The following is a 22,189-nucleotide window of genomic DNA, read 5'->3' as shown; positions in this document are numbered from 1 at the left end:
TCTCCGGCCGGCCGGATCGTCCGATGTCCAGGCAATCGCCCCCTCGGGACGTTCTGGGCGGAGCCGTACAGCGGAGCCCAGGGGCGGCCTCCCCGTCCCTGCGCGCAGCGGGGCGGGAGGCTGGAGTCGGCCCTTGCGGCGTGAACCCGCTCAACGCAACGCCGCCTTCGCCGCCCGGGACGCCACCGGCGGGCTTCGGCGCTGACGTCGGCCGGACATTCTCGGGTTATGACGGTCGCCCACCGAACTGCCAGTTGTGCACCTCAATGTCGGCGTACCGGTCCGCGGTCAGGATGGCGCGGGCCGTGTCCGGGTCCGGCGCCCGGACCAGTGCCGCAGTGCCGAGCCAGGTGGCGCCGTCGTCGGACAGCAGCGGCCCGTAGGCGATCAGTTCATCCCGGACGGGCGGTGCGGCGAGGTCGGTGGCCTGCCCCGTGCCGAGGCCGATCACCAGGTACCGGTTGCCGCCGGTCCGGCCGCCAGGGAAGTCCCACATGGTGCGGCCCAGGGTGTTGCGCCACCGTCGCAGCAGTACGTCCCGGTAGACGCCGGCCTGGTAGTTCGGCTCGTCAAAGGCGAAGGCGCGGGCAGCGGCTGGATCGGGCAGGTCGAGGATGTGCACGCTTCCGGTGGGGGTGTCGCCGTCGTCGGCGAGGGTCGGGCCCCGGGCGATCATCTCCTTCGCGTACTGGTCCATATATGACCAATGCTCTTCCAGTAGCTCGTCGCGCAGTGGCAGGGAGCCGGGCCGGTCGCGGTGGTAGCAGAGGAACTCCATGTCTACAGGATCTCTTCAAGGAGATCATCAGGGCGAGCGAGTTTCACTGTGATGACCGTTCCGCAGCACCATCCGGAAGCACGCGTACCGATGCCGAGTAGCTGATGGCTGACTTCTCGTCGATGCCGGTGACGGGGACGAGGGCTTCTTCAGGCTGGCGGTCGGCTCGGAGCCGTTCGAGGGTGGCGGTGAGGTTGCGGGTGACCCGGGTGGTCCACGGCATGCCTGCCGGGCCGCGCGAGGCGGCGGTCTTCTGGGTGATCAGCGGGCGGGTGCTGGCTGTGCCCGGCTGACGGCTGCGGCGGCAGTCGAGCCAGTCCGGGCAGCACGGCGGGTGGGTTCGTCGAACGGGGCGGATCAGGCCGCGCCACACCGCCGAACTTTGCTCACGGTGAGTCGCCGCTGGTCCGGAGCGCGGGGGTGGGATCGTCCAGCGCATGGTTGTCCGGCCTTCGAGATCAGGTTGAAGAGTCGCGAGACGCCCGGAGCGGCGTACACCGCGATGTCTCATTGCGTGGTCGCCGCTGTCCCAGTTGATCCCCAGGACCGGGCTTCCTTGCGACTTCGGTGGCGCCGAGATGTGAAGGGGGTGGGTCTGGCTCGCGCGGTCCCGGCACCGGCACCACCTGCGTGCGGTCCCTGGAGCGATACGCCCGCCCCGGCGTGGGCGCCGCCGCCGGGGCTGTGCCGCACACCGGTGCCCCGGCACACGGGGAGACATGGCAGTCGAGTGCGCCTTGTGAGCGGCCAGTAGACTCGACGGCTGTGGCGGACACCCAGTACGAAGACCTGTTGCGGCTGGTACTCACCTCCGGGACGGCCAAAGCCGACCGGACGGGCACTGGCACCCGAAGTGTCTTCGGGCACCAACTGCGCTACGACCTCTCGCGGGGGTTCCCGCTGATCACCACCAAAAAGGTGCATCTCAGGTCCATCGTGTACGAACTGCTGTGGTTCCTGCGAGGCGACTCGAACGTCGGCTGGCTGCATGAGCACGGCATCACCATCTGGGACGAATGGGCCGACGCGAACGGCGAGCTCGGTCCGGTCTACGGCGCGCAGTGGCGTTCTTGGCCCGCCCCGGACGGCAGGCACATCGACCAGGTCAGCGAGGTTCTCGACACTCTGCGCCGGGACCCGGACTCCCGCCGGATGATCGTCTCCGCCTGGAACGTCGCCGAGCTGGCCAAGATGGCTCTCGCGCCGTGTCATGCCTTCTTCCAGTTCTACGTCGCCGACGGCAAGCTCTCCTGCCAGCTGTACCAGCGCAGCGCGGACCTGTTCCTCGGCGTCCCGTTCAACATCGCCAGCTATGCCCTGCTCACGCACATGGTGGCGCAGCAGGTCGGCCTCGAACCGGGTGACTTCATCTGGACCGGCGGCGACTGCCACATCTATGACAACCATGTCGAGCAGGTGACCGAGCAGCTCTCGCGCACCCCGTTCGAGTTCCCGGGACTGCGTCTGCGTCAAGCCGACTCGCTTTTCGAATACGCCTACTCCGACGTGGAAGTGCTCGACTACCAGCACCACCCGGCCATCAAAGCCCCGGTCGCCGTGTGAACGTCGGGCTGATCTGGGCGCAGAACGGGGGATTCGCTGCCTCCGCGATCCCGCCTGCTGTCCGGCAGACGCAACATCGTGGTGACCCGTGACCCACAGTGGGCGGCCAACAGCGCCGAGCGTGCCGGGTCCATCGCCCAGGCCCTGGAACCTGCCGCCGAGCCGTCGGAGCCGGCGGCTGCCCCTGCCGTGGCATGGGTGGTCGGCGGCGGGGAAATCTAACGTCTGGATTCAAAATGGCGGGGACGCTCGCGCCCTCGGAACGGCTGGGCGTCGTGTCCGGCATGGTCATGGTCGCTACCGGGCGGTGATCCTGAAGTTCGTGCATTCAGCCGTACTCAAGTCCACCAACATGGTCATCGACGGAGAAACAGCGAACTCGGCCAATGGAGCTCACAGCTACATCGCGATGTGGCCGGGTGGCGTACGGCGGAGGCGGACGGGATACCCGCCAGGGCACGGACCTGATCACAGGAAGATGGAGTTGTAGCCGCAGGTGAGGTAGCGACCGGCGACAGCTGAAGACGAGCCCATCACTATCGGACCCCAAGTCGAGGGAGCCGTTGATGGGCGCGCTCTCCAGTTGCACAAAACCGCTCGCAGTTGGCAGCCACCGGCGCGATGCTGTCACGATGCCTGCAGAGACCACTTACCACGACGAACTCGGCGACTACTTCGCGAAGAACGCCGACACCAGCCCCTACAACGCGCACACCGACCGGCCCGCGATGCTCGCACTTGCGGGGGACGTTGCCGGGCTGAAGGTTCTCGACGTCGGCTGCGGGGCCGGGCACTACGCGGCCGAACTCCTGGCGGGTGGTGCCGAGGTAGTCGGAATCGACGGTAGCGCGACTCTGCTGAGTCACGCGCGGGAGCGATTGGGCAATCGGGCCGAACTGCGCATGCACGATGCCGAGAAGCCGTTGGACTTCATCGACGACGCGTCGTTCGACGGAGTCATGTGCGCGTTGACGCTCCACCATATCGCCGACCGGCCGCGTCTCCTCGGCGAGCTACAACGCGTCCTGCGTCCGGGCGGATGGCTGCTGGTCTCGACGACCCACCCGACGGCTGACTGGCTGAAATTCGGTGGTTCGTACTACGCCGACGACTGGGTTGACCGCCCTCTCGCCGGAGGCCCGTTGGCAATCCGCTACCAACGCATGCCGCTGGAATCGTTCCTGAACGAGCTGCTGGCCGCCGGGTTCATACTTGAAAGGCTCATCGAGCCTCGCCCGAGGCCTGGCCTGCAAGATCTCGACGAGACGGCCTACAACAAGCTCCACCAGGCTCCGTGCTTCCTTGCGGTCAGGCTCCTGCGGCCCTGACCGCACGCAATCCCTGCCTCCCGGCGAACGCGCACAGTCACGACTCCGTCTCCCAAGCGCCAGAACTGGAGACACAGGCATATGGGCGCCACGGTGAACCAGCTGCGCGCTGACGGCTCCGATGTCCGCGACGAGGACGTGCCCGCCTCTCATCGTTCGTGCGGCACCACATCAACATGCTCGGGCGCCATCCGTTCCAGCTCCCCGAGCCGGCGGGCGGCCCGCGCCCGCTGCGCAACAAGGACGCATCGACGACGGACGGCATCATCGGCTCGTCGTGGTCGTGGCCAACTTGACCAAGGAATACCTGCTGGTCAGCGACCCAGAAGGGGTTCCGGGAGCCGTCTCGCCCGCCGGGGCCGTGACGGCTTCGCGGCCCTGTCCGTCCCGTGGGCGGGCGACGGTGGGGTGTGGGGGCCGGCGGTCAGGCGGTGTGTCATCAGGGTGACGGCGACGATGAAAGGCGCGAGAGGGTCATAGCCGTGTGGCTGTGCGGATCAGCCCCGCGAGGGCGAGGGAGCGGCTGTGCGCGGGCCAGGCGATGTGGGTGACGACGGGAGGTGCGTCGGTCAGGGGGACGGCGGTGTGCTCGGCCCACAACCAGGCGCGGGCGGAGTCGGGGAAGACGGCCACGGTGCGTCCGAGGGCGATCAGCTGGGCCAGCTGCGTCTGATCGTGGATCTCGGGGCCCGGGCCGGGTGGGTACGTACCGTCGCGGGACCAACGGGCGAGCGGAAGATCGGGGATGTCGCCGACGTCGGCCAGGGACAGAGTCTTGTGCGCGGCGAGCGGGTGCCCGGCGGGCAGGATGGCGATCTGCCCCTCGGTCATCAGTTCCTCGCTGTCGAACCCGGCGAGGGAGTTGAACGGCGCGTGCATGAGCGCCACATCGGCGCGGCCATCGCGCAGCATCTCTCCCTGCTCGCACGTGCCGCTCGGCAGCACCTCGATCTCGGCGGCGTCGGGCTCGGCCGCGTAGGCGTCGAGGAGCTTGTGCAGCAGTTCGTGGGACGCGGCGGCCTTCACCGCCAGCACCAGGCGGTTGCGGGCGCCGCCCGGGCTGTCGGCGCCACCGGCGCGGCGGGTGCGGCGAGCGGCGGCGGTGGCCGCGTCGAGGGCTGCGCGGCCCTCGTGCAGCAGCATCTCTCCGGCGCCGGTCAGGGCGACGCCGCGGCGGTTGCGTTCCAGCAGACGGACGCCGAGGCGCCGCTCGAGCTGCTGGATCGCCCGGGACAACGGTGGCTGGGCCATGCCGAGGCGCTCGGCGGCGCGGCCGAAGTGCAGTTCCTCGGCGACGGCGATGAAGTACCTCAGCTCGCGGGTCTCCAGGGTGTCCACGGCCACAGCATAGCCCGGTGATACCTGCCGGGTATGACAGGGCACCGTGTCGGTATTGGATGTGCCGCTCGTCGGCAAGCGAACATCGACGGCATGGGCGAAGCGAAGTCCGCGCCGGTGGCCGGCGCGGATGAGGGGTGCCGTTGGCGAACGGCGCACCAGGTGGAAGACAGCCCTCTTGCAGTATCCGGCTCAGCAGGAAGGTCACAGACATGAACACACCCTCCGCTCCACTGCCTGGCGGCACCTGGCCCCTGGGCGATCTGACCGTCACCCGCTTCGGCTACGGCGCCATGCAGCTCGCCGGCCCCGGGGTCATGGGCCCGCCCGCCGACCACGACGGTGCGCTCGCCGTCCTGCGCGAGGCCACCGCCCTCGGGGTCACCCATATCGACACCGCGGGCGCATACGGACCACGCGTCACCAACCATCTGATCCGTGAAGCGCTGCACCCCTATCCCGCATCGCTGCACATCGTGACCAAGGTCGGCGCGGTCCGCGATCAGCAGGGCGGCTGGATTCCCGCCCGGCAGCCCGAGGACCTGCGCCGCGCCGTCCGCGAGAACCTTGAGGACCTCGGCCTCGATTCGCTCGATGTGGTCAACCTCCGGCTCGGCGACGCCCAGGGCCCCCGGCCCGGCTCACTCGCCGAGCCCCTCGAGGCCCTGGTCGAACTCCAGCGGCAGGGCCTGATCCGACACCTTGGAGTGAGCAACGCGACGGCGGAACAGGTCGCCGAGGCGCAGGCGATCGCGCCGATCGTGTGCGTCCAGAACATGTACAACCTCGCCTACCGCCAGGACGACGAGCTGATCGACGACCTCGCCGAGAAGGGCATCGCCTACGTGCCCTTCTTCCCGCTCGGCGGCTTCACCCCGCTGCAGTCCACGGCGCTTTCCGCCGTGGCCACCCGGCTGGATGCGACTCCGATGTCGGTCGCCCTGGCCTGGCTGCTGCGGCGGTCGCCGAACATCCTGCTCATCCCCGGCACCTCGTCGGTGGCACATCTGCGCGAGAACGTCGCCGGCGCGGGACTCTCATTCTCCGACGAGGATCTCGCCGAGTTGGACAACATCGGCCACTAGCGGGACGCAGCCCGGCCCCCCAGCAAGGCCAAGGGGCGGTGGCGGATGATGTGGTGGCGGACGCGCACCTGTTGCAGGCCCGGGCGGACCGTGGGGTCGATGCCGAGGAATCCGCGGAGGTCGACGTCGCCTTCGAGCTCGAGGCGGAAACTCTTCAGCTCCACACCCTTGGCGGCGGCGTTGGCGGCGAGCGTGACGGTGTAGCAGCCGGCGAGTGCCTGCAACAGGTACTCCGCGGGTGAGACGGCCGTGTCGGTGCCCAGCAGCGGGGCGGGTTCGTCGCTCCTCATCACGTATCGCGCGACGCGCTTGTCGTCACGCTCGCCGCCCGCGGTCAGCGGGCCGGTCTGCGCGGTGAGCCGACAGCCGCCCTGCCACGAACCGTTGACCGAGAACGTGGCCCGGCCGAGCTCCGGGTTGGCCCGGACAGCGGCCGTGGTGTCCCGCAGTGCCTGGACGTCGATGTCGTTGATCAGGGACATGGGTGCTGGTTCCCTCGGCGATTGCTATGTGGATGGCGAGGCCGGGTCAGTTGCGTCCGGCCATGACGCCGCCGTCGATGTCCCAGACGGCGCCGGTGACCCAGTCGGTCTGGGTCGACAGGAGGAAGGCCACGGTGACGGCGATGTCGTCGGGGGTGCCGGTGCGGCCGAGGGGGTGGAAATCGTTGAAGCCGTCGAGCGCGGAGTCGACATCCGACTTGGGGATGAACTCCTCGTAGATCGGGGTGCGCACCACGGCCGGGGCGACCGCGTTGACGCGGATGCCGTGCGAGGCGAGTTCCAGCGCGAGGTGCTGGGTCAGCGCGTGGAGCCCGGCCTTGGCCATCGAGTACGCCGACGAGGGCGTGGCGGCGATGGCCTGGTGGGCCCACATGGAGCCGATGTTGACAATGGCTCCCTTCGCGTCGCGGGCGATCATGTTGCCGGTGACGGTCTGGGTCAGGAAGAAGAAGGCCCGGTTGATGGCCTGGTAGCGGTCGTAGTCCTCGGGCGTGTGCTCCAGGAAGGGCTTCGGGGCGAAGACACCGGCCGCGTTGACGAGGAGGGTGGCGTCGGTGTGCTCTTCGGTGAGGATGAGGCGTAGGCGGTCGACGGCCGCCGGGACAGTCAGGTCGGCCGCCAAGCCGACGGCGTTGCCGTGGGTGGACAGGGCAGCCGCCGCTTCGTCGGCGCTGGACTGTGCGCGGCCGGTGACGACGGCGCGGCCACCGGCGTCGAGGACGTGGCGGGCGACGGCGTAGCCGATGCCGCTGGTGCCGCCGATGACGACGACCTTCTGCCCGGTGAAGTCAAGGGTGTCGCTGGACATGTGGTGCTCCTGGTGCGGTTGTCAGGCGTAGGGGTTGAGGACGAGGTAGCCGTCGATGCGGCTGAGCCGGTCCGAGGCGGGGTCGGGCGGGAGCGAGTGGCCGAGGTCGTCGGCGCGGACCTCGCTGATCCACTGGTCGTGCTGGTACTCGTGGTTGATGAGTGCGGTCAGCAGGTGGGTGGCGACGATGGTCAGTTGGGTGGGGGCGCCGACGTTGCCGGCGGCGATGTCGCCGATCCGGGCGTGGACGCGTTCGGCGACGGTGTCGCGGAAGGCGGTGAGCCGTTTGACCGTGGGCAGCGTGCCGCGGAACTTCTCCGGATTCGCCGAGTCCATGAGCCCGTCCAGTTCCGGGTCGGGGCTGGGCTCGGCTGCGGTGAGGTTGCGGATCATGAAGTGGGCGACGTGGGCCTGGTGGCCGAGATGCCAGCCGATGGCACTGGAGTTCTCGTGCGGGCGCCAGGTCACCTCGTCCGGGGTGAGGTCTTTCCACAGCTCGTCCGTGTACGCGCGGGCACGGTCGTATTCGCGTAGCAGCGCTTCGAGTTCGCGCATGACTCCACCTGTCGGTGTTGGGGTGAGGGGAAGGGATCGATGCCGGGTCAGGACCGCGGTGACGAGGGCGGGCGCGATCGCTCCGGCGAGCCGCGCGGGCCGATGACGGGCTGGGCGAAGCCTGGTGCGCGGGGTCCGCCCCGATGGTTCTGGGAGGGTCAGACGGTGTCGTAGAGGCGCACCTCGGGTGCCGCCTTCAGCAACGGGGACAGGCCGCCGACCACATCGCGGGTGAACAGGTCGCTCGCCAGGTACGCCTTCGCGTCGGCCACGTTCTGAAAGCCGTGGAGCACCTGGACGTCCTCGTTGCGGACGAGGAGCTCCTTGCTGGTGGCGCCCGGGACGGTGTCAAGGAACGGCTGCTTGTACTTCTCGTACACACCCGCGGCCGCGACGCGGTTGACCGGGTCCACCTGGAGCGTGATCTCAAGATATGCCATGGTTATGCCTCACTCGATCGGCAGGGATTCAGCGGTACGGGTGGGCACCGCAACGTGCCTGCCAAGTTAGGCGTTCCTCGCCGGGGGCCGGTAGAGGATCCTGCCGAATCAGGCTATAAGTGTTCCGTATGGCTAGTGGCGGGCGGCCGCGAGGCTGTCGGCGAGGCGGAGCAGGTCCGCGCTGAGAGGGGAGTCGGCGCTCCAGACCGCCTCGAATGAGATCTGCACCTCGCGACCCTCGTCCATCAGGGGCCGGTGGGGCACGTCGGGCGAGGTGAGCTTGGAGCGGGGGACCATGGCCGAGCCCAGGCCCAGCTTGGTCCAGTCCTCCAGGACCCGGTAGCTGGCGGCTTCTCCCGGATAGGTGCGCAGGGGCATGTCGCGTGCCTGGAAGAGCTGTGTGGTGAAGGTGGTCAGGCCGCAGGTGTCCGGAACGAGGATGAAGCATTCCTCGCCGACTTCTTCGAGTTCGAGCGGAGCCGCCTCTGCGGGATCGGGGGTGACCACGACGATCGGCTCGACGTCGATGACCCGGTGCTCGAAGCGGGGCATCGCGGTGACGGCCGGGATCAGGATGATGTCGAGTTGGCCGGCCCGCAGGCATTCGCGCAGGTCCTGCATGTTCGCCTCGCGCAGCACGAGGTCGCGCGGGGCGGGAAGGTCGCGCACCTTGCTGAACGCCCGGGCGACCAGGTGCGAGCCGATCAGGGGCGAGAGACCCATGCGGATCTTCTGCTCGCCTGGTTCGGTCAGCCGCCTGGCCTCCGCAGCGACGGCGTCCAGCGCGACCAGGGCACGCTCGATCAGAGGAAGGATCCGAGTACCGAAGGTGGTCTGGGTCACGCCGCGCGGCGACCGGTCGAACAGCTTGTCACCGAGGCGCTCCTCCAGCTTGGCGATCCCGTTGGACAGGGCGGGCTGGGTGACGCCGTAGGCGCGTGCGGCGGCGCTGAACGACTTGGTCTCGGCGACGGCCTGCGCGTATCGGAGTCCTTCGGGATTCAGGCGATCCGTCATAGCCATGCCTTATCGCTCCATTCACTGATGTCCCCTACCGGGCCTGTTTCCCTCAGCCTACGGTGGGGTCGCCGCTGATCCGGCATAGCCAGCCGCTATATGCATCATCGTCGTGTTCGGAATGGAAAAGGCACCATGTCAGACACTGCCGTGGCCATGGTCGTGACCGACCCCCAGGGCCCTGTTCACCCCTCCATGGCCGAGACGCCATCGCCGACGGGCAGGTGGGTCCGCGTGGCCGTCGCGGCGAGCGGCGTGTGCAACGCCGACATCGGAACGGCCGCGGCCACCGGCGCGGGCACGTCCTTCCCGGTGAGCCCGGGGCACGAGGTCGCCGGTGTCATCGCCGAGATGGGCGACCAGGTGGAGGGCTGGTCGGTCGGGGACCGCGTGGCCGTCGGCTGGTTCGGCGGCAGCTGCGGGCACTGCGCGTTCTGCCGCGCGGGCGACGTCGTCCACTGCCCCGAACGCAAGGTACCCGGCGTGTCCTACCCGGGCGGGTGGGCCCAGAGCATCACCGTGCCCGCCGACGCGCTCGCGCGCATCCCCGGCGGGCTCGACCTGTTCGACGCCGCCCCGTTCGGCTGCGCGGGCGTCACGACCTTCAACGCCGTGCGCACGGCCGGCACGCGCGCGGGCGGTCGCGTCGCCGTGTTCGGGATCGGCGGACTGGGCCACCTCGCCGTCCAGTTCGCGGCGAAGCTCGGCTACGAGACCATCGCCATCGCCCGGGGCAGCGACCGCGAGCAGCTCGCCCGCGCCCTCGGCGCCCACCACTACATCGACGGCAACGCCCAGGCGCCCGGAGCCGCCCTGAGGCAACTCGGCGGCGCGGACCTCATCGTCCACACCGCCTCCGCCACCGCCCCCGTGGACGAACTGCTCACCGGGCTGAACGTGCACGGACAGCTCACCCTCGTCGGGGTCGACTCGGGATCCGTGACCGTTCCGGCGGCCCAGCTCGTCATGAACGGCCACACCCTCACCGGACACCTGACCGGCAGCGCGCGCGAGACGGAGGAGGCAATGGAGTTCGCCGTCACCAACGGCGTACGCCCCATGATCGAGCGCATGCCGCTGGAGCAGGCCGGCGAAGCCGTGGCCCGGCTGCGCTCGGGAGCTCCCCGCTTCCGGATCGTCCTGGACACCGCCGACGGCGAGTAGCCCCCTCCGGCCGCCCCCACCTCGCGTGGCTGCCGCCGGCTCGGCACGCGTCAGGAGCCGGACGCCGAAACACCACCGACGACAGCGGCGGTTCGGCCTGATCAAAAAGGAAGCCACACATGTCCCGCCAGGACAGCAACAACGTGATCGTGGTCGGCGCCGGCGCCTCCGGACTCGCCGCGGCCACCGCTCTGCACGCCGCCGGCCGCGAGACGATCTGCCTGGAGGCCCGTGACCGCATCGGCGGACGCCTGCTCTCTGCCCCCACATCGCATCCGGGCCGGGCCCTTGACCTGGGAGCCACCTGGTTCTGGGACGGAGAGGAGTGCGTGCGGACCCTGGCCGTACGCAGCGGCATCGAGACCTTCGACCAGCACCTCACCGGCGACACCATCCTCCAGGAGAGCACCGGCACACGCCGCTACGCCGGCAACCTGATCGACGCCCCCTCCCGCCGCTTCACCGCCGGATCCCAGAACCTCGCCACCGCCCTCGCCGCCGCACTGCCCGCCGAGTCCCTGCGGCTGAACACGCCCGTCACCGCCATCCATCCGGACGGCACGGGCGGCCTTGCCGTGCTCACCCCGGCCGGAACCCTGCCCTGGAGCGCATCGACTTCCGCGACGCACTTCCCGCCGACCTCGTGCGCCTCGCCCGGTCCACCCCGGTCTGGATGGGGGCCGTCGCCAAGGTCGTCGCCCAGTACCCCTCCGCCTTCTGGCGGGAGGCCGGGCTGGCCGGCGCGGCGCTCAGCAGGACCGGCCCCCTCCAGGAGATACACGACATGTCGGGGCCCGACGGCCGACCCGCCGCACTCTTCGGATTCGCCCACGCGCGCACCGTCCGAGCGGGATTCGACAAGACAGTCACCGCACAGCTCGCGCGGCTCTTCGGGCCGGCCGCGGCCGCCCCCGATGTCCTGCATGTGCAGAACTGGAGCGCCGAGCAGTGGACGTCCCCGTCCACTGTGCGGCACCTCGCCGACTACTCGCTCTTCGGCCACCCCCTCTACCAGCGGCCGGCGCTCGACGGCCGCCTGCACTGGGCGTCCACCGAGACGGCGACCGACCACGCCGGACACATCGAAGGCGCGCTCGCTGCCGGAGAGCGAGCGGCACAGGCCGTACTGGTGGCGCCCGGCGTCCTGAACAGCCGCAGCATCACCATCCCCACCACAAGGCGCTAATAGGGATCCCTCTCCACGGACCGCCCTTTCGTTCTCGTCGTCGTGGGCTCCGGCTCCGAAAACTCGATCGGTGTATCGCAGGCGTATCGAAAATCGCATACGTCACCACAACGGCCCTCCGTCTCCAATGGGGGCATGAACCACAACGCATCCCTGTCGGCACCGCCCCGCCGCACGCGCAGGATCGTGCTCCTCAGCCTGGCGATCCTCGGCATGGTGAGCGCCACGTTCGTCGTGTGGCGGCCGCTCATGATGCCCGCTCCGATGTGCATGGCCGGGCGGTGGCACGGCTGCTTCGATACGTTCAACGGTGTGGTGCTCATGACATTGGTCACGCTGCCGTTGGCCGCGCTGGTGGTGTGGGCTCTGGCGTGCCGTCGGCGTGCCGTTGGCGTCACATCGGCGTGGCGGATGTCGCTGGCCGAGGTGGGCATGGTCCATGGGACGGTGCCGTTCCTATGGATGACCATGATGCCGGGCGCCGGGGCCGGCACCGCTGCGCGCCGGGTGAGCCTGGTACCGCTGCGGGACCTGGTCACGATGGGGCCGGGCGGGATCGTCGGCAACCTGCTGATCTTCGCGGCGCTGGGGTTCTTCGCCCCCATGCGGTTCGCGGCGCTGGCGTCCGTGCCGCGGATTCTGGCGCTCGGGGCGGGCTGCTCGGTCCTGGTCGAAACCGCACAGTACGCCCTGTGGCTGGACCGGGTGTCCTCCGTGGACGACGTACTGGTCAACGCCGCCGGCGCCGTGCTGGCCGCGCTGGCGTCGCGCCGCTGGTGGCGCACTGCGGCGGAAGCACCGTCGGACCAGCCTCGCCCCGCGCCGGCACCAGCGGGCTGAGTCGCGTGTCGCGTGTCGGGAGTGCACACGTCTTTGCATACGTCGGCGATATGTTGTGCTGCTTAGGCTTCGGACATGCGCGTACTGCTCGTGGAGGACGAGCCCTACCTGGCCGAAGCCGTCCGTGACGGTCTGCGGCTGGAGGCGATCGCCGCCGACATCGCCGGCGACGGCGACTCCGCCCTGGAACTGCTCAGCGTCAACTCCTACGACCTCGCGGTCCTCGACCGCGACATCCCCGGCCCGTCCGGCGACGAGATCGCCCGGCGCATCGTCGCCTCCGGCAGCGGCATCCCGATCCTCATGCTCACCGCTGCCGACCGGATCGAGGACAAGGCTTCCGGGTTCGAGCTCGGCGCCGACGACTACCTCACCAAACCGTTCGAGCTGCGGGAGCTCGTCATGCGGCTGAGGGCGCTCGACCGCAGACGCGCATACGCCCGGCCCCCGGTCCGCGAGATCGCGGGTCTGCGGCTGGACCCCTTCCGCCGGGAGGTCTTCCGCCACGGACGCTACGTCGCGCTCACCCGCAAACAGTTCGCCGTGCTCGAAGTCCTCGTCGCCGCCGAAGGCGGTGTCGTCAGCGCCGAAGAGCTACTGGAACGGGCCTGGGACAACAACGCCGACCCCTTCACCAACGCCGTCCGCATCACCGTCTCCGCACTGCGCAAACGACTCGGCGAACCATGGCTCATCGCCACGGTGCCCGGCGTCGGCTACCGAATCGACACCGGCATGGACACCGCCCAACCCGGCGGCAGTCATGAATAGACGCCCAGGGCTCAGCACCCGACTGAAACTCACCATCAGCTACACCGGATTCCTCCTCCTCGCCGGCGCTCTCATGCTGGCCGTGGCCTGGGTATTCGTGCTGCGCTGGCTGCCGGACGACGACCGCAGATCCCTCCAGAGGACGTTCGGCGCCGTGATCATCACCGGGCCCAACCGCTCCGACCTCCTGCGCGGCTTCGCCCCCGCCGCGGCCACAGCGCTGGCCTTCCTTCTCGTGTTCGGCCTCCTGGGAGGATGGATCCTCGCCGGCCGGATGCTCGCACCACTCACACGGATCGCGTACGCGGCACGGATGGCCGCGAACGGATCGCTGTCCCACCGGATCCGCATGAAAGGTCCCAAAGACGAATTCCGTGAACTCGCCGACGTGTTCGACACCATGCTGGAACAACTCGACTCCCACGTCACCGAACAGCGGAGGTTCGCCGCGAACGCCTCCCACGAACTGCGCACCCCGCTGGCGATTTCCAAGACACTCCTCGACGCCGCCCGCAACGACCCCACGCGGGACCAGGGCGAACTCATCGAACGCCTCCGCACTGTCAACACGCGGGCGATCGACCTCACCGAGGCCCTCCTGCTGCTCAGCCGCGCCGACCGCAGGAGCTTCACCCGCGAGGCCGTCGACCTCTCCCTCATAGCCGAAGAAGCCGCCGAAACGCTGCTTCCCCTCGCCGAAAAGCGCCAGATCACACTCGACGTCACCGGCGAGGCAACACAGACCGTCGGCTCCACGGCGCTCATACTGCGGATGGTGACGAACCTCGTCCAGAACGCCATCGTCCACAACCTCCCCGCCGGCGGCACCGTAACGGTCCACACCGAACCGCAGCACGACGCGAGCGTGCTGCGGGTCGAGAACACCGGCCGTCCGCTCCCGCCGGAACTGATACCGGCCCTCACCGAACCCTTCCAACGCGGAACAGAACGCATACGCACCGACGAGCACGCCGGCGTCGGCCTCGGGCTGGCCATCGTGCACAGCCTCGTCCGAGCACACGACGGCACCCTCGACCTCGCCCCCCGCCCCTCCGGCGGCCTCCGCGTCACGGTTCGACTTCCCGGCACGCCGCGGGCATCCTCCCCGAGTGGCTCACCTGCCCCCACCCGACGGGCCGGGCTCCCGATCTGGCAGAAAGCGCCTGATCACCGAGGGGGTGCGGGTGTTATGGTCCCTCGCATGGCTGAACTGATCGCTCCCACAGGGCGGCTGCATTCCTCGTGGCTCACGGCGCGTGACGAGTGGCAGCCGGGTGCTCACCAGGACGGGGCCGGCCTGCGTCTGGTTGGTGACGATGACCTCGACAGCCCGGAAGGGTTCGCCGCATGGGTCGAGCGACTGCGCCAGCAAGCGGACCGGTCGCTGCCTGTCGGGGAAGGACGCGTCCACGCTACCCACTGGTGGATTGTCGACGGCGAGACGTACCTCGGGGCCATCGACCTCCGGCACTATCTGAACGCCTTTCTGTTGGAAGGCGGCGGACACATCGGCTACAGCGTTCGGCCTTCCGCCAGGAGACGCGGACTGGCCTCGTGGGCGCTGGGCGCGGTTCTGCTCAAGGCACCGGCGCTCGGTCTGGACCGGGTCCTCCTCACCTGTGATGACGGCAACGTCGGCTCGGCGCGCACCATCGAAAGCAACGGCGGCGTCCTCGAAGATGTGCGCAGCACCGAAGCCGGGGTCAAGCGCCGCTACTGGATCACTCTCAACGACGCTGGTCACAGCCATTCATCGATGGCGGCGACGAGGGCGGTCGCCTCGTAGCGGGCCGCCAGCTTGTCGTCCCTCGTGGCCACGGCGCGGTGTCTTTCGAGGCGGTTGATGCCGTACTCCGCGCCGACCGCTGTAGAAAGCGGTGCAGACCAGTCACCTCCTCCCCCACGGCCTCGCGGCTGCTGGCCGACGTCGCCCTGCTGGCAATGGCTGCACCGCACGCGGCCGTCCACGGGGGCGGGCGTGGCCACACGAGGGAGGCCTTCAGAGGCGGAGGGCGTAGCAGCGGAGCAGGTCGAGGTCGGCGTTCCGTACGACAGACCAGCCCGCGGTGAGGAGCTCGACGTCGGCGGCGGTGATCCCCAGCTTCTTGAGGGGGTCGGTGTCCTCGCGGCGTTCGGCGAGCTCGGTGACGACCCACAGGATTCCACCGGGTGCGAGGACGTGGCGGACGCGGTCGAGGAAGGCCGGTTTGTCGTCCACCCACCGGTAGACAAGGCGGCAGGTGACGGCGGCGTACGCGGGCTCCGGCAGTTTGCCGAGGTCGTCGCTTGTGAAGTCCATCAGCCGCCAGGCCGGGCCGGATTCGTCCTCCACGGTCTCGACGTCCTCAGCGGCCGCGAGGGCGACGGCGGTGGGAGCGCAGTCCACGCCGGTGGTGCGGTAGCCGAGCTGGTGGTGGAGGTGGCGGGCGAGCGCGCCGTCCCCGCTGCCGATGTCGAGGGCCGGGCGTCCGCGGCCGGGGCCGAGATACCTGGCCAGGAGCGTGGTCTCGGCACCGGTCACCCGGCGGTACCGGCGGCCGTCGTGCCAGAGCCGCTCCCAGTAGGTGGCGGGCGCGGTCGTCATCAGGACTCTGCCTTTCAGGCGGGGGCGAACCGGAAACTCGTCAAGCACCCGCACGGCGCAAGGCAGTGGGAGAACTGCACGTCTGACGAGTTGCAACGGCGCCGGGTTCCCGACCTGTTCCGGGACCGCGAGTGATCGCGACCCGTTGACGATCAAGGCTCCCAGCGAGAGGGTCAATCCTCGATCACCTCGACACGTTGAAACGGAAAGGCGGGCTCCGTGGACCTCGGCGAGCTGAAAGAGCAGGCGATTCGGATCCATGACCTCTACGACGAACTGAACCGCCGTGAGCGCGGACGGGCGTGGACGCGAGACGAGTTCATGCTCGGCTTCATGGGAGACGTCGGTGATCTGGCCAAGCTCATCATGGCTCAGGAAGGTGCCCGAGATGTCCCGGGCGGCCGGGCGGCGCTGGAGCATGAGCTCGCCGACTGCCTGTGGTCAGTATTGATCCTTGCGCACCGCTACGAGGTGGATCTGGAGGATGCCTTCCGACGCACCATGGCGGAACTCGATGAGTCGATCACCGCCCAACTCGCCGACGGCAAGGAACTGCCGTGACGGACGACCGCCGCGAACACGTCAGCGTAGACCGTCCGCGCCGGCTCCCGGCCGAGCAGTGGCCGGGAACCGGGGCGCCCGCGTTTCGGCTGGTCACGGGCTGCGCGATCAGTCGGTGTGACGTTGAGCCGAGCCGTCAGCTCGCGGTTGGCGGCGGGTGGTGCCAGGGTCGTCCTCGTATGCTTCCCGTCCGCCCTGGGGGGCGGTCAGCGGGCGGGTCCCCAGGTGATGGTGATGAGGCCGGGGCCGCCGGGTTGGCCGGGGGTGCCGGGGGTGCCTCCGCCGGTTCCGCCCGTTCCGCCCTTACCGCCGGTGGCGACGTTGGCGGGTGGGTTGCCGCCCGGCCTGCTCCCCTGGCCGCGCTGGTTTTCCGTGACGTCCATCAGGGGGTGGCTGTATCCGCCGTCTCCGCCACCGCCGCCTGCGCCACCGCCGGCGGCGTTGCCGGCACCCCCACCCCCACCGCAGTAGCCGCCGCCGGTGGCGCTGGTGACACCGCCCGTGCCACCGGCACCGCCCCCACCGCCCGCACCGGGGCCATGACCACCGCCGGCACCAGGCCTATACGCGCCCTGATTCTGCCCGCATTGACCGTTGCCGCCGGGGCCTTCTCCTCCGCTGGTTCTGAGACCTAAGTAGCCGCCCTTGGTGCCGTTGGCGCCGTCGCCGCCGGCGCCGATGCTGTGGTTCGCAGAGTAGGCAAATGCGGTACCCCCTCCGCCCGCGCCGGCGGTGCCGCCACCGCCTCCGCCGTGGCCGCCCATGACCGTGCCCAGGAAGTTGAAGGACGACGCGTTGCCGTCGGTGCCGTCGCGGCCGCCTTCGGTGCCCTGGCCGCCTTTGCCACCGGTGTCCGCACCTCCACCGCCGGCGCCCCCGGCGCCCCCACCGCCGCCGTGGTGGTCCTGCCAGGCGTTGCCACCATCGCCTCCGTTGCCACCGCTGCCGACCCAGACGCCGGCGTAATCGCCGTCGTGAAGGCCGGTGGAGCAGTTGGTGGTGGTGCCGGGCCCGTCGACGGTGAAGGTGAGTGTGTGTCCGGGGGTAACGGCGCAGGTGCCGGCGTAGTAGGCGCCGAGGCCTCCGTCGCCCCCGGCGCCGCCTGTTCCGCTCGTGCCGTCGCCGGCGCCTCCAGTGCCGCCGCTGCCGCCGGCACCCCAGATCCTCGCGGTGATCTGGTTCACGCCGCTGGGGACGGTCCAGGAGTGGGTACCGGGCTGGTCGAAGACCCGCGCGCCGATGGAGCCGAGTCCGGGCCAGTCGGTGTCGCTGACGGTCTGGCAGGTGCCGACGACGCTGTGGGTGCCGGGGGTGCAGGCGATCCACTGGTTGCCGTGGAAGAGGTAGCCGCTGTCCTGGAAGTCACCACCGGACCTGAGTTCGGGCACGGCGAAGTCGATGCCGGCGGCGAAGTCACCGGCCAGGCCCCACAGCGTGCTGGTATCGCCGGAGAGCTCGACGTGCTGGGCCAGGGACTCCCGGTTGTAGAGGCAGCACTGGCTGCCGGAGAAGAACCAGATCTTGACGGTGTTGCCGTCCCGGAACGGCAATGCCGCATCGATCTTGCTGGTAAAGGGAGCGGGAAGGCCTTTGAAGACGGTGCTGATCGGCTTGGCGGCGGTATCGGCATCTCCGGCCATCCGGGCCCACAGGCACTGGTCGCCCTTGAACAGGTAGATGGTGTTCAGGTCCAGGCAGCAGACGGCGTCCACGCCCTCGCCGAACGACACGGCAGCCTGGGGAATGTCGAGCAGATATCGGGTGGCGCCGAAATCCTGGTAGGTGACCTTCTGCTTACTCCCGGAACTGTTCCACGCAAAGCGGTAGTACTGGTTGCCGATGAGGAAATAGCCACTGGCCACGGCCGCGTCTCCGTGCGGTGGAGCGGAGAACGCGGCATCGAAAAGCTTCGCTGACATGACAAACGCTCCCGTCGGTAACAAGATCGCCGGAACCTCCGGCACGCGTCGCCGAACCAGCCACCGGCACCCGGCCGTGCCCACACCATCTGACGTCACAACCGCGGCTCGCCCACGCGCTATTCGCCTTGTCATACGTCGCCTCAGACCCGATCCCCCTCCCGCACCAAAACAACCAAACCGATGGAGCGAGCTGTCAGGTGAGGGGGGTACGTTCCGGGGTGACTTAGGACGCAGTACTGCTACAGGCTCGACCGAGCGATCGTTTCTCACTTCGCCTGGCGCTCGACCAGGAGCCGATTTGACGCGTCCCAGAGGTGGTGTGCCATGACCGGTCTGTCCCGTGAAGATCTTCTGAATTGTCTCGACCAAAGCACGGATACGTTCACCTTGCCGGGCAGTAGATTATATATTCCCGCAGCACAGGAGCTGTTCCAGAATCACCTGCAAGGCAGTCTCGAAACCAACCCGGGAGCCGGTTTCCAGGGGAATCCTGAAACCGACGAAACCGTGGTTCTCGTCGGAAAATTGCGACTGCCCGGAGCTCAGTGGGATGGACAACGGGTAAAGACAAGCTTCCCGATCGCCGGCGGTGAGGTCGCCGGCGTCAAAGTTGAGATCTCGCTCCCCCACGATCTCAAGGACATCAGTTCCGGGGGACTCCACCTCGACATCGGCTTTCTTCCCAACCTTGGCTTCACGGAGATGCAGCTGCTCCTGGAGACACGAACGAACGGCCATACCCTGGCTCCTTTCGCGGGCGTAGCTGCGGGATTGACTTTCGGTCAGAATATCCATCTGCACATGGCTTCCGCGGGCAAGGTAGCGGCCAAGGTCGGGGATCACACCAGGCGTGCGCTCCCCAGCCCGGACAGTACGTCACCGGATGTGCTCAGTACGGCTGTGTTTGTGATGCCTTTCGATGTTTCCATGGACGGCCAGGGCGAGGTGACGGTCGGGAATCTCCTGAAGGCATTCAAGATCAGCTCTGGTGGGATACCGGCGGGGGCGCTGGCACCGAAACTGACTCAAGTCTGGGTGGTGTACGACCCGCAGTCGGACGTTCTGACGCTGTGCGGCCAGTCGACGGACGGCAACTGGCGCTTCTCCCTCGGATCGGTGAAGGCCCATGTGCCGGGGGGCGAGGATTTCATCTATATCGTGGAATCCGCCTGCGGGATCGGGATGCCCTGGAGTTTTTCGAAGCTGGTGGATATGACGCCCGCTCGGGGAATGACGCTGAATCATCTGGGCGCCGGAGTGTGCACCGGCACTTTCGAAGCAGAGCAGTTGAATGCTTTGAACGAGACGATCGGTGAGATCGAGAAAAAGGTCGCGGCCCGGTTGCCGATATTCCCGGACAAGTACTTCGAGGGGGACGGGTCATGGTTCGCCATGGCGGAGTACGAGAAGGAGGCTGTGCCGACAACCATGGCCCTGCCTCAGGTCCTGGGGGCAGGGGTCGAGCCCGTGTGGTTCGATGTATCCGAGCAGCTCGGTCCTCTGTATCTGGGCCGTATCGGGCTGGACTACGACGATCCCAACGTATGGGTCCTGGTGGACGGCTCTGTGGGCGGCAGCCTGAAAGGAGCGGGAGTCCGTCTCGAGCTCGCCGGGGCCAAGGTCGGGATACCGTTGAATGCGCCGGACTTCCCGTTGCCGCTCATCGAGGGCCTTGGCCTCGACGTACAGCTCCCCGATTTCCGGATCGCCGGGGGTCTGATATTCAAGAAGGATTCGCACTACTACTATCTGGTAGAAGGTGACGTCATCCTGCAGTTCGGAAACCCGCAAGGATCCGATGTCACAGGCTTCCAGCTCATGGGCGCTCTCGGGAAGACCAAGGACCCCGAATACACCACCGGGTTTCTGTTCGGGCGGGTGAACGCGGGGACGGGGCGCGGAATACCGATCGGCCCCGTCATCATCGATGGATTCTGTATCGGCTTCGGGTACAACAATCAGCTGCGGACGCCAGGGCCGACGGAGGTCCTTTCCTTCCCGCTGATGGTGAAGAGCACACATCCGGTGGACAAGAACCCGACCGAGGAGGATGCGGAGCCCAACCCGCCGGACGGCCCGTTGTCTGCGCTGAGAGCGCTCTCGGCCACCAATCCCCCGTGGATACGGCCTCAGGACGGGGCGTTCTGGGGCGTGCTGGGGGTAAGTGCGAGTATTTGCGGGCAAGTCGATGCCCAGGCCGTGGTCGCGATTGCGATCGACAAGATCGGCTGGTCGGCGGCGCTGATAGGGCTGGCCGCCTTCGAAGTGCCGCCTTCGAGTCAGTCCCTCGCGATGCTGGGGGGCTGGGATCCCTTCGTGAGGGTCCAACTGGTACTGGACGCGACATATCAGTCGGCGACCGGACTGTTTGCCATCGCCGCCGCCATCGATGCAAAAGCATTCTTCTTCGCGAACGAAGCGCGAATTACCGGAGCTTTGGCACTCAACATCTGGCTCACCGGTGGCCACCGCGGTGAGTTCGTACTGACCGCGGGAGGATACCCCCATGGCATCACCATGCCGTCCTACTATCCGTCGAATCTTGACAGGGTGAAGGTCGGCTGGACGCTCTCAAAAACAATATCCATGACCGCGTCGGTCTACTGCACTTTGACACCGGCCGCGTACATGTTCGGCTGCAAAATGGAGCTGGACGCAAAGGCAGACTTCAAGATCGGGCATGTCATCCTGTTCTGCACGGCTGGGTTCGACGCCCTCATCCAGTGGCATCCGTTCCACGTCAGGGCTCGGATCGGGCTGTCCGTAGGGGTCGAGATCAAGCTTGTATTCACGAAGAGATTCGAATGCGAGCTCACTTTGGATGCGTGGGCTCCGCCGTTCGGCGGAAACGTCATCATCAATCTTCCTTTTGGTATCAGGTGGGCCATCCCCATCGGTCAGGAAGAAAGCACGAAGCCCGCATGGGCGAGCTGGGAACACGTCACCGCGATGCTGCCGGCCGCCGAGGACCGGCTGCACGCCACCGCGGGCGATGGCCTGCTGCCCTCCGGCAGCGACACCGAGTCCTCTGCGCAGGACGCCGGATCGCGTCCACCGTGGGCCGTGTCCACGCATGGGTTCAGCTTCACCACCCACTGTGCCGTCCCCGCCACCAGCGCCTGCGTCAACGGCGTCCCCCTCTCCGACAGTGCTGTCGCCCCCACGCTGAGCATCCGCCCCATGGGCCCCGAGGCCGGGAAGGGAAACCAGGCCACCCACAGCGTCACCATCGCCCGAGGCGACACGCAGATCGACTGGCAGGGCCAGGGATGGAGGGTGGAATGCCTCACCGAGCATGTCGCCAACGCTCTTTGGGGCACCCCCGTCGACGGCGAGCCCGACCCGAAAGAACCCGCTCTCACCAGGGATACGTACATCACCGGTATCCGCGTCGCCGTCCCTGATTCCACGCTCAAAGGCGGTCTTCCCCCCGTCGGTTCGTCCGTCCTCGAGGAAACCGAGCCTCTTTCACCCGATGGATGCATTCCTCCCGTTGCGGGCCCTCACATTCAGCAGCCCGCCCCCGCCGCGGACCAACACGCCATCGCCGACATCGCCACCGACCTCGGCAGCAATTCCACAGCCGCCGCTCGCAGCAACCTCTACAGCGCTCTCGACTCCCTCGGCTACAGCCCGCACACGAACGACTCTCTCAGCGATTACCAAGATCGCATCGAAAGCGGACTGTACAACTCCCAGCCGCTCGTTCTTTCCCCGTGACGCTCCCCGCCCGCCCCAGCCACCAG

General features: G+C 68.3%; 21 protein-coding genes and 2 pseudogenes. 13 read left to right on the top strand and 10 right to left on the bottom strand.

Features of this window, described 5'->3' with window-relative positions:
* Positions 1-226 precede the first annotated feature (226 nt).
* Positions 227-778: a YciI family protein gene (locus ABTY62_RS40455; RefSeq protein WP_352134372.1), complete on the bottom strand. Its 552-nt coding sequence runs from the start codon at positions 776-778 to the stop codon at positions 227-229.
* A gap of 43 nt (positions 779-821) precedes the next feature.
* On the bottom strand, positions 822-1,151 hold the full coding sequence (locus ABTY62_RS40450; RefSeq protein WP_352134371.1) for a hypothetical protein: 330 nt from the start codon (positions 1,149-1,151) through the stop codon (positions 822-824).
* A 392-nt stretch (positions 1,152-1,543) separates the two neighbouring features.
* Here ABTY62_RS40450 and ABTY62_RS40445 point away from each other — a divergent pair, with 392 nt between their 5' ends.
* The 4 genes and pseudogenes from ABTY62_RS40445 to ABTY62_RS40430 form a co-directional block, all read left to right on the top strand.
* Complete coding sequence (locus ABTY62_RS40445) at positions 1,544-2,341, top strand: thymidylate synthase (protein ID WP_352134370.1); 798 nt, start codon at positions 1,544-1,546, stop codon at positions 2,339-2,341.
* A 36-nt stretch (positions 2,342-2,377) separates the two neighbouring features.
* Entirely contained in the window at positions 2,378-2,563 is a 186-nt protein-coding gene (locus ABTY62_RS40440; protein WP_352134394.1) for a dihydrofolate reductase family protein, read from the top strand.
* Positions 2,564-2,907: 344 nt separating this feature from the next.
* Entirely contained in the window at positions 2,908-3,669 is a 762-nt protein-coding gene (locus ABTY62_RS40435) for a class I SAM-dependent methyltransferase (RefSeq protein ID WP_352134369.1), read from the top strand.
* Positions 3,670-3,744: 75 nt separating this feature from the next.
* Positions 3,745-3,965, top strand: a pseudogene (locus tag ABTY62_RS40430) (Tn3 family transposase); the annotation flags it as partial.
* Positions 3,966-4,143: 178 nt separating this feature from the next.
* Here ABTY62_RS40430 and ABTY62_RS40425 read toward each other — a convergent pair.
* Entirely contained in the window at positions 4,144-5,007 is an 864-nt protein-coding gene (locus ABTY62_RS40425) for a LysR family transcriptional regulator (protein WP_352134368.1), read from the bottom strand.
* Between the two features lie 212 nt (positions 5,008-5,219).
* On the opposite strand from ABTY62_RS40425, the gene ABTY62_RS40420 reads away from it, so the two are divergent.
* Positions 5,220-6,092 (top strand): aldo/keto reductase family oxidoreductase, encoded by an 873-nt coding sequence (locus ABTY62_RS40420; RefSeq protein WP_352134367.1) that lies wholly within the window; start codon positions 5,220-5,222, stop codon positions 6,090-6,092.
* On the opposite strand, the gene ABTY62_RS40415 is transcribed toward ABTY62_RS40420, so the two are convergent.
* From ABTY62_RS40415 to ABTY62_RS40395, 5 genes are all read right to left on the bottom strand, one after another.
* The gene (locus tag ABTY62_RS40415) at positions 6,089-6,574 is read right to left on the bottom strand and encodes an OsmC family protein (protein ID WP_352134366.1); all 486 of its coding nucleotides are present in this window, start codon (positions 6,572-6,574) and stop codon (positions 6,089-6,091) included. The two genes, ABTY62_RS40420 and ABTY62_RS40415, sit on opposite strands and share 4 nt — an antisense overlap.
* A gap of 46 nt (positions 6,575-6,620) precedes the next feature.
* Positions 6,621-7,403, bottom strand: a complete 783-nt coding sequence (locus ABTY62_RS40410) for an SDR family NAD(P)-dependent oxidoreductase (RefSeq protein ID WP_352134365.1) — start codon at positions 7,401-7,403, stop codon at positions 6,621-6,623.
* 21 nt (positions 7,404-7,424) lie between these two features.
* Complete coding sequence (locus ABTY62_RS40405) at positions 7,425-7,958, bottom strand: DinB family protein (protein WP_352134364.1); 534 nt, start codon at positions 7,956-7,958, stop codon at positions 7,425-7,427.
* A 158-nt stretch (positions 7,959-8,116) separates the two neighbouring features.
* Positions 8,117-8,398 (bottom strand): hypothetical protein, encoded by a 282-nt coding sequence (locus tag ABTY62_RS40400; protein WP_352134363.1) that lies wholly within the window; start codon positions 8,396-8,398, stop codon positions 8,117-8,119.
* A 132-nt stretch (positions 8,399-8,530) separates the two neighbouring features.
* Positions 8,531-9,421: a LysR family transcriptional regulator gene (locus ABTY62_RS40395; RefSeq protein ID WP_352134362.1), complete on the bottom strand. Its 891-nt coding sequence runs from the start codon at positions 9,419-9,421 to the stop codon at positions 8,531-8,533.
* A gap of 129 nt (positions 9,422-9,550) precedes the next feature.
* On the opposite strand from ABTY62_RS40395, the gene ABTY62_RS40390 reads away from it, so the two are divergent.
* The 6 genes and pseudogenes from ABTY62_RS40390 to ABTY62_RS47635 all read left to right on the top strand — a co-directional run bounded on the left by ABTY62_RS40390 (position 9,551) and on the right by ABTY62_RS47635 (position 15,162).
* Positions 9,551-10,579: an alcohol dehydrogenase catalytic domain-containing protein gene (locus ABTY62_RS40390; protein WP_352134361.1), complete on the top strand. Its 1,029-nt coding sequence runs from the start codon at positions 9,551-9,553 to the stop codon at positions 10,577-10,579.
* A 119-nt stretch (positions 10,580-10,698) separates the two neighbouring features.
* A pseudogene (locus ABTY62_RS40385) lies at positions 10,699-10,914 on the top strand (NAD(P)-binding protein); the annotation flags it as partial.
* Entirely contained in the window at positions 10,905-11,765 is an 861-nt protein-coding gene (locus ABTY62_RS40380; RefSeq protein WP_352134360.1) for a flavin monoamine oxidase family protein, read from the top strand. The pseudogene ABTY62_RS40385 and the gene ABTY62_RS40380, both read left to right, overlap by 10 nt.
* Before the next feature lie 135 nt (positions 11,766-11,900).
* A complete protein-coding gene (locus ABTY62_RS40375; protein ID WP_352134359.1) occupies positions 11,901-12,605 on the top strand; it encodes a VanZ family protein in 705 nt (234 codons plus the stop codon).
* Between the two features lie 75 nt (positions 12,606-12,680).
* Positions 12,681-13,376: a response regulator transcription factor gene (locus ABTY62_RS40370; RefSeq protein WP_352134358.1), complete on the top strand. Its 696-nt coding sequence runs from the start codon at positions 12,681-12,683 to the stop codon at positions 13,374-13,376.
* Between the two features lie 73 nt (positions 13,377-13,449).
* A complete protein-coding gene (locus ABTY62_RS47635; protein ID WP_502997615.1) occupies positions 13,450-15,162 on the top strand; it encodes a GNAT family N-acetyltransferase in 1,713 nt (570 codons plus the stop codon).
* Positions 15,163-15,375: 213 nt separating this feature from the next.
* Here ABTY62_RS47635 and ABTY62_RS40355 read toward each other — a convergent pair whose 3' ends face one another.
* A complete protein-coding gene (locus tag ABTY62_RS40355; protein WP_352134357.1) occupies positions 15,376-15,960 on the bottom strand; it encodes a class I SAM-dependent methyltransferase in 585 nt (194 codons plus the stop codon).
* Positions 15,961-16,179: 219 nt separating this feature from the next.
* Here ABTY62_RS40355 and ABTY62_RS40350 point away from each other — a divergent pair, with 219 nt between their 5' ends.
* Entirely contained in the window at positions 16,180-16,521 is a 342-nt protein-coding gene (locus tag ABTY62_RS40350) for a MazG nucleotide pyrophosphohydrolase domain-containing protein (protein ID WP_352134356.1), read from the top strand.
* A gap of 206 nt (positions 16,522-16,727) precedes the next feature.
* Here ABTY62_RS40350 and ABTY62_RS40345 read toward each other — a convergent pair whose 3' ends face one another.
* The gene (locus ABTY62_RS40345) at positions 16,728-18,440 is read right to left on the bottom strand and encodes a hypothetical protein (protein ID WP_352134355.1); all 1,713 of its coding nucleotides are present in this window, start codon (positions 18,438-18,440) and stop codon (positions 16,728-16,730) included.
* A gap of 327 nt (positions 18,441-18,767) precedes the next feature.
* Here ABTY62_RS40345 and ABTY62_RS40340 point away from each other — a divergent pair, with 327 nt between their 5' ends.
* On the top strand, positions 18,768-22,163 hold the full coding sequence (locus tag ABTY62_RS40340; RefSeq protein ID WP_352134354.1) for a DUF6603 domain-containing protein: 3,396 nt from the start codon (positions 18,768-18,770) through the stop codon (positions 22,161-22,163).
* The last annotated feature ends 26 nt before the right edge of the window (positions 22,164-22,189 follow it).

Origin of the sequence: Streptomyces sp. NPDC097640, from assembly GCF_040302705.1 — a bacterium.
Taxonomy (GTDB): Bacteria; Actinomycetota; Actinomycetes; order Streptomycetales; family Streptomycetaceae; genus Streptomyces.
This window is presented reverse-complemented; position numbering and strand designations above follow the sequence as displayed.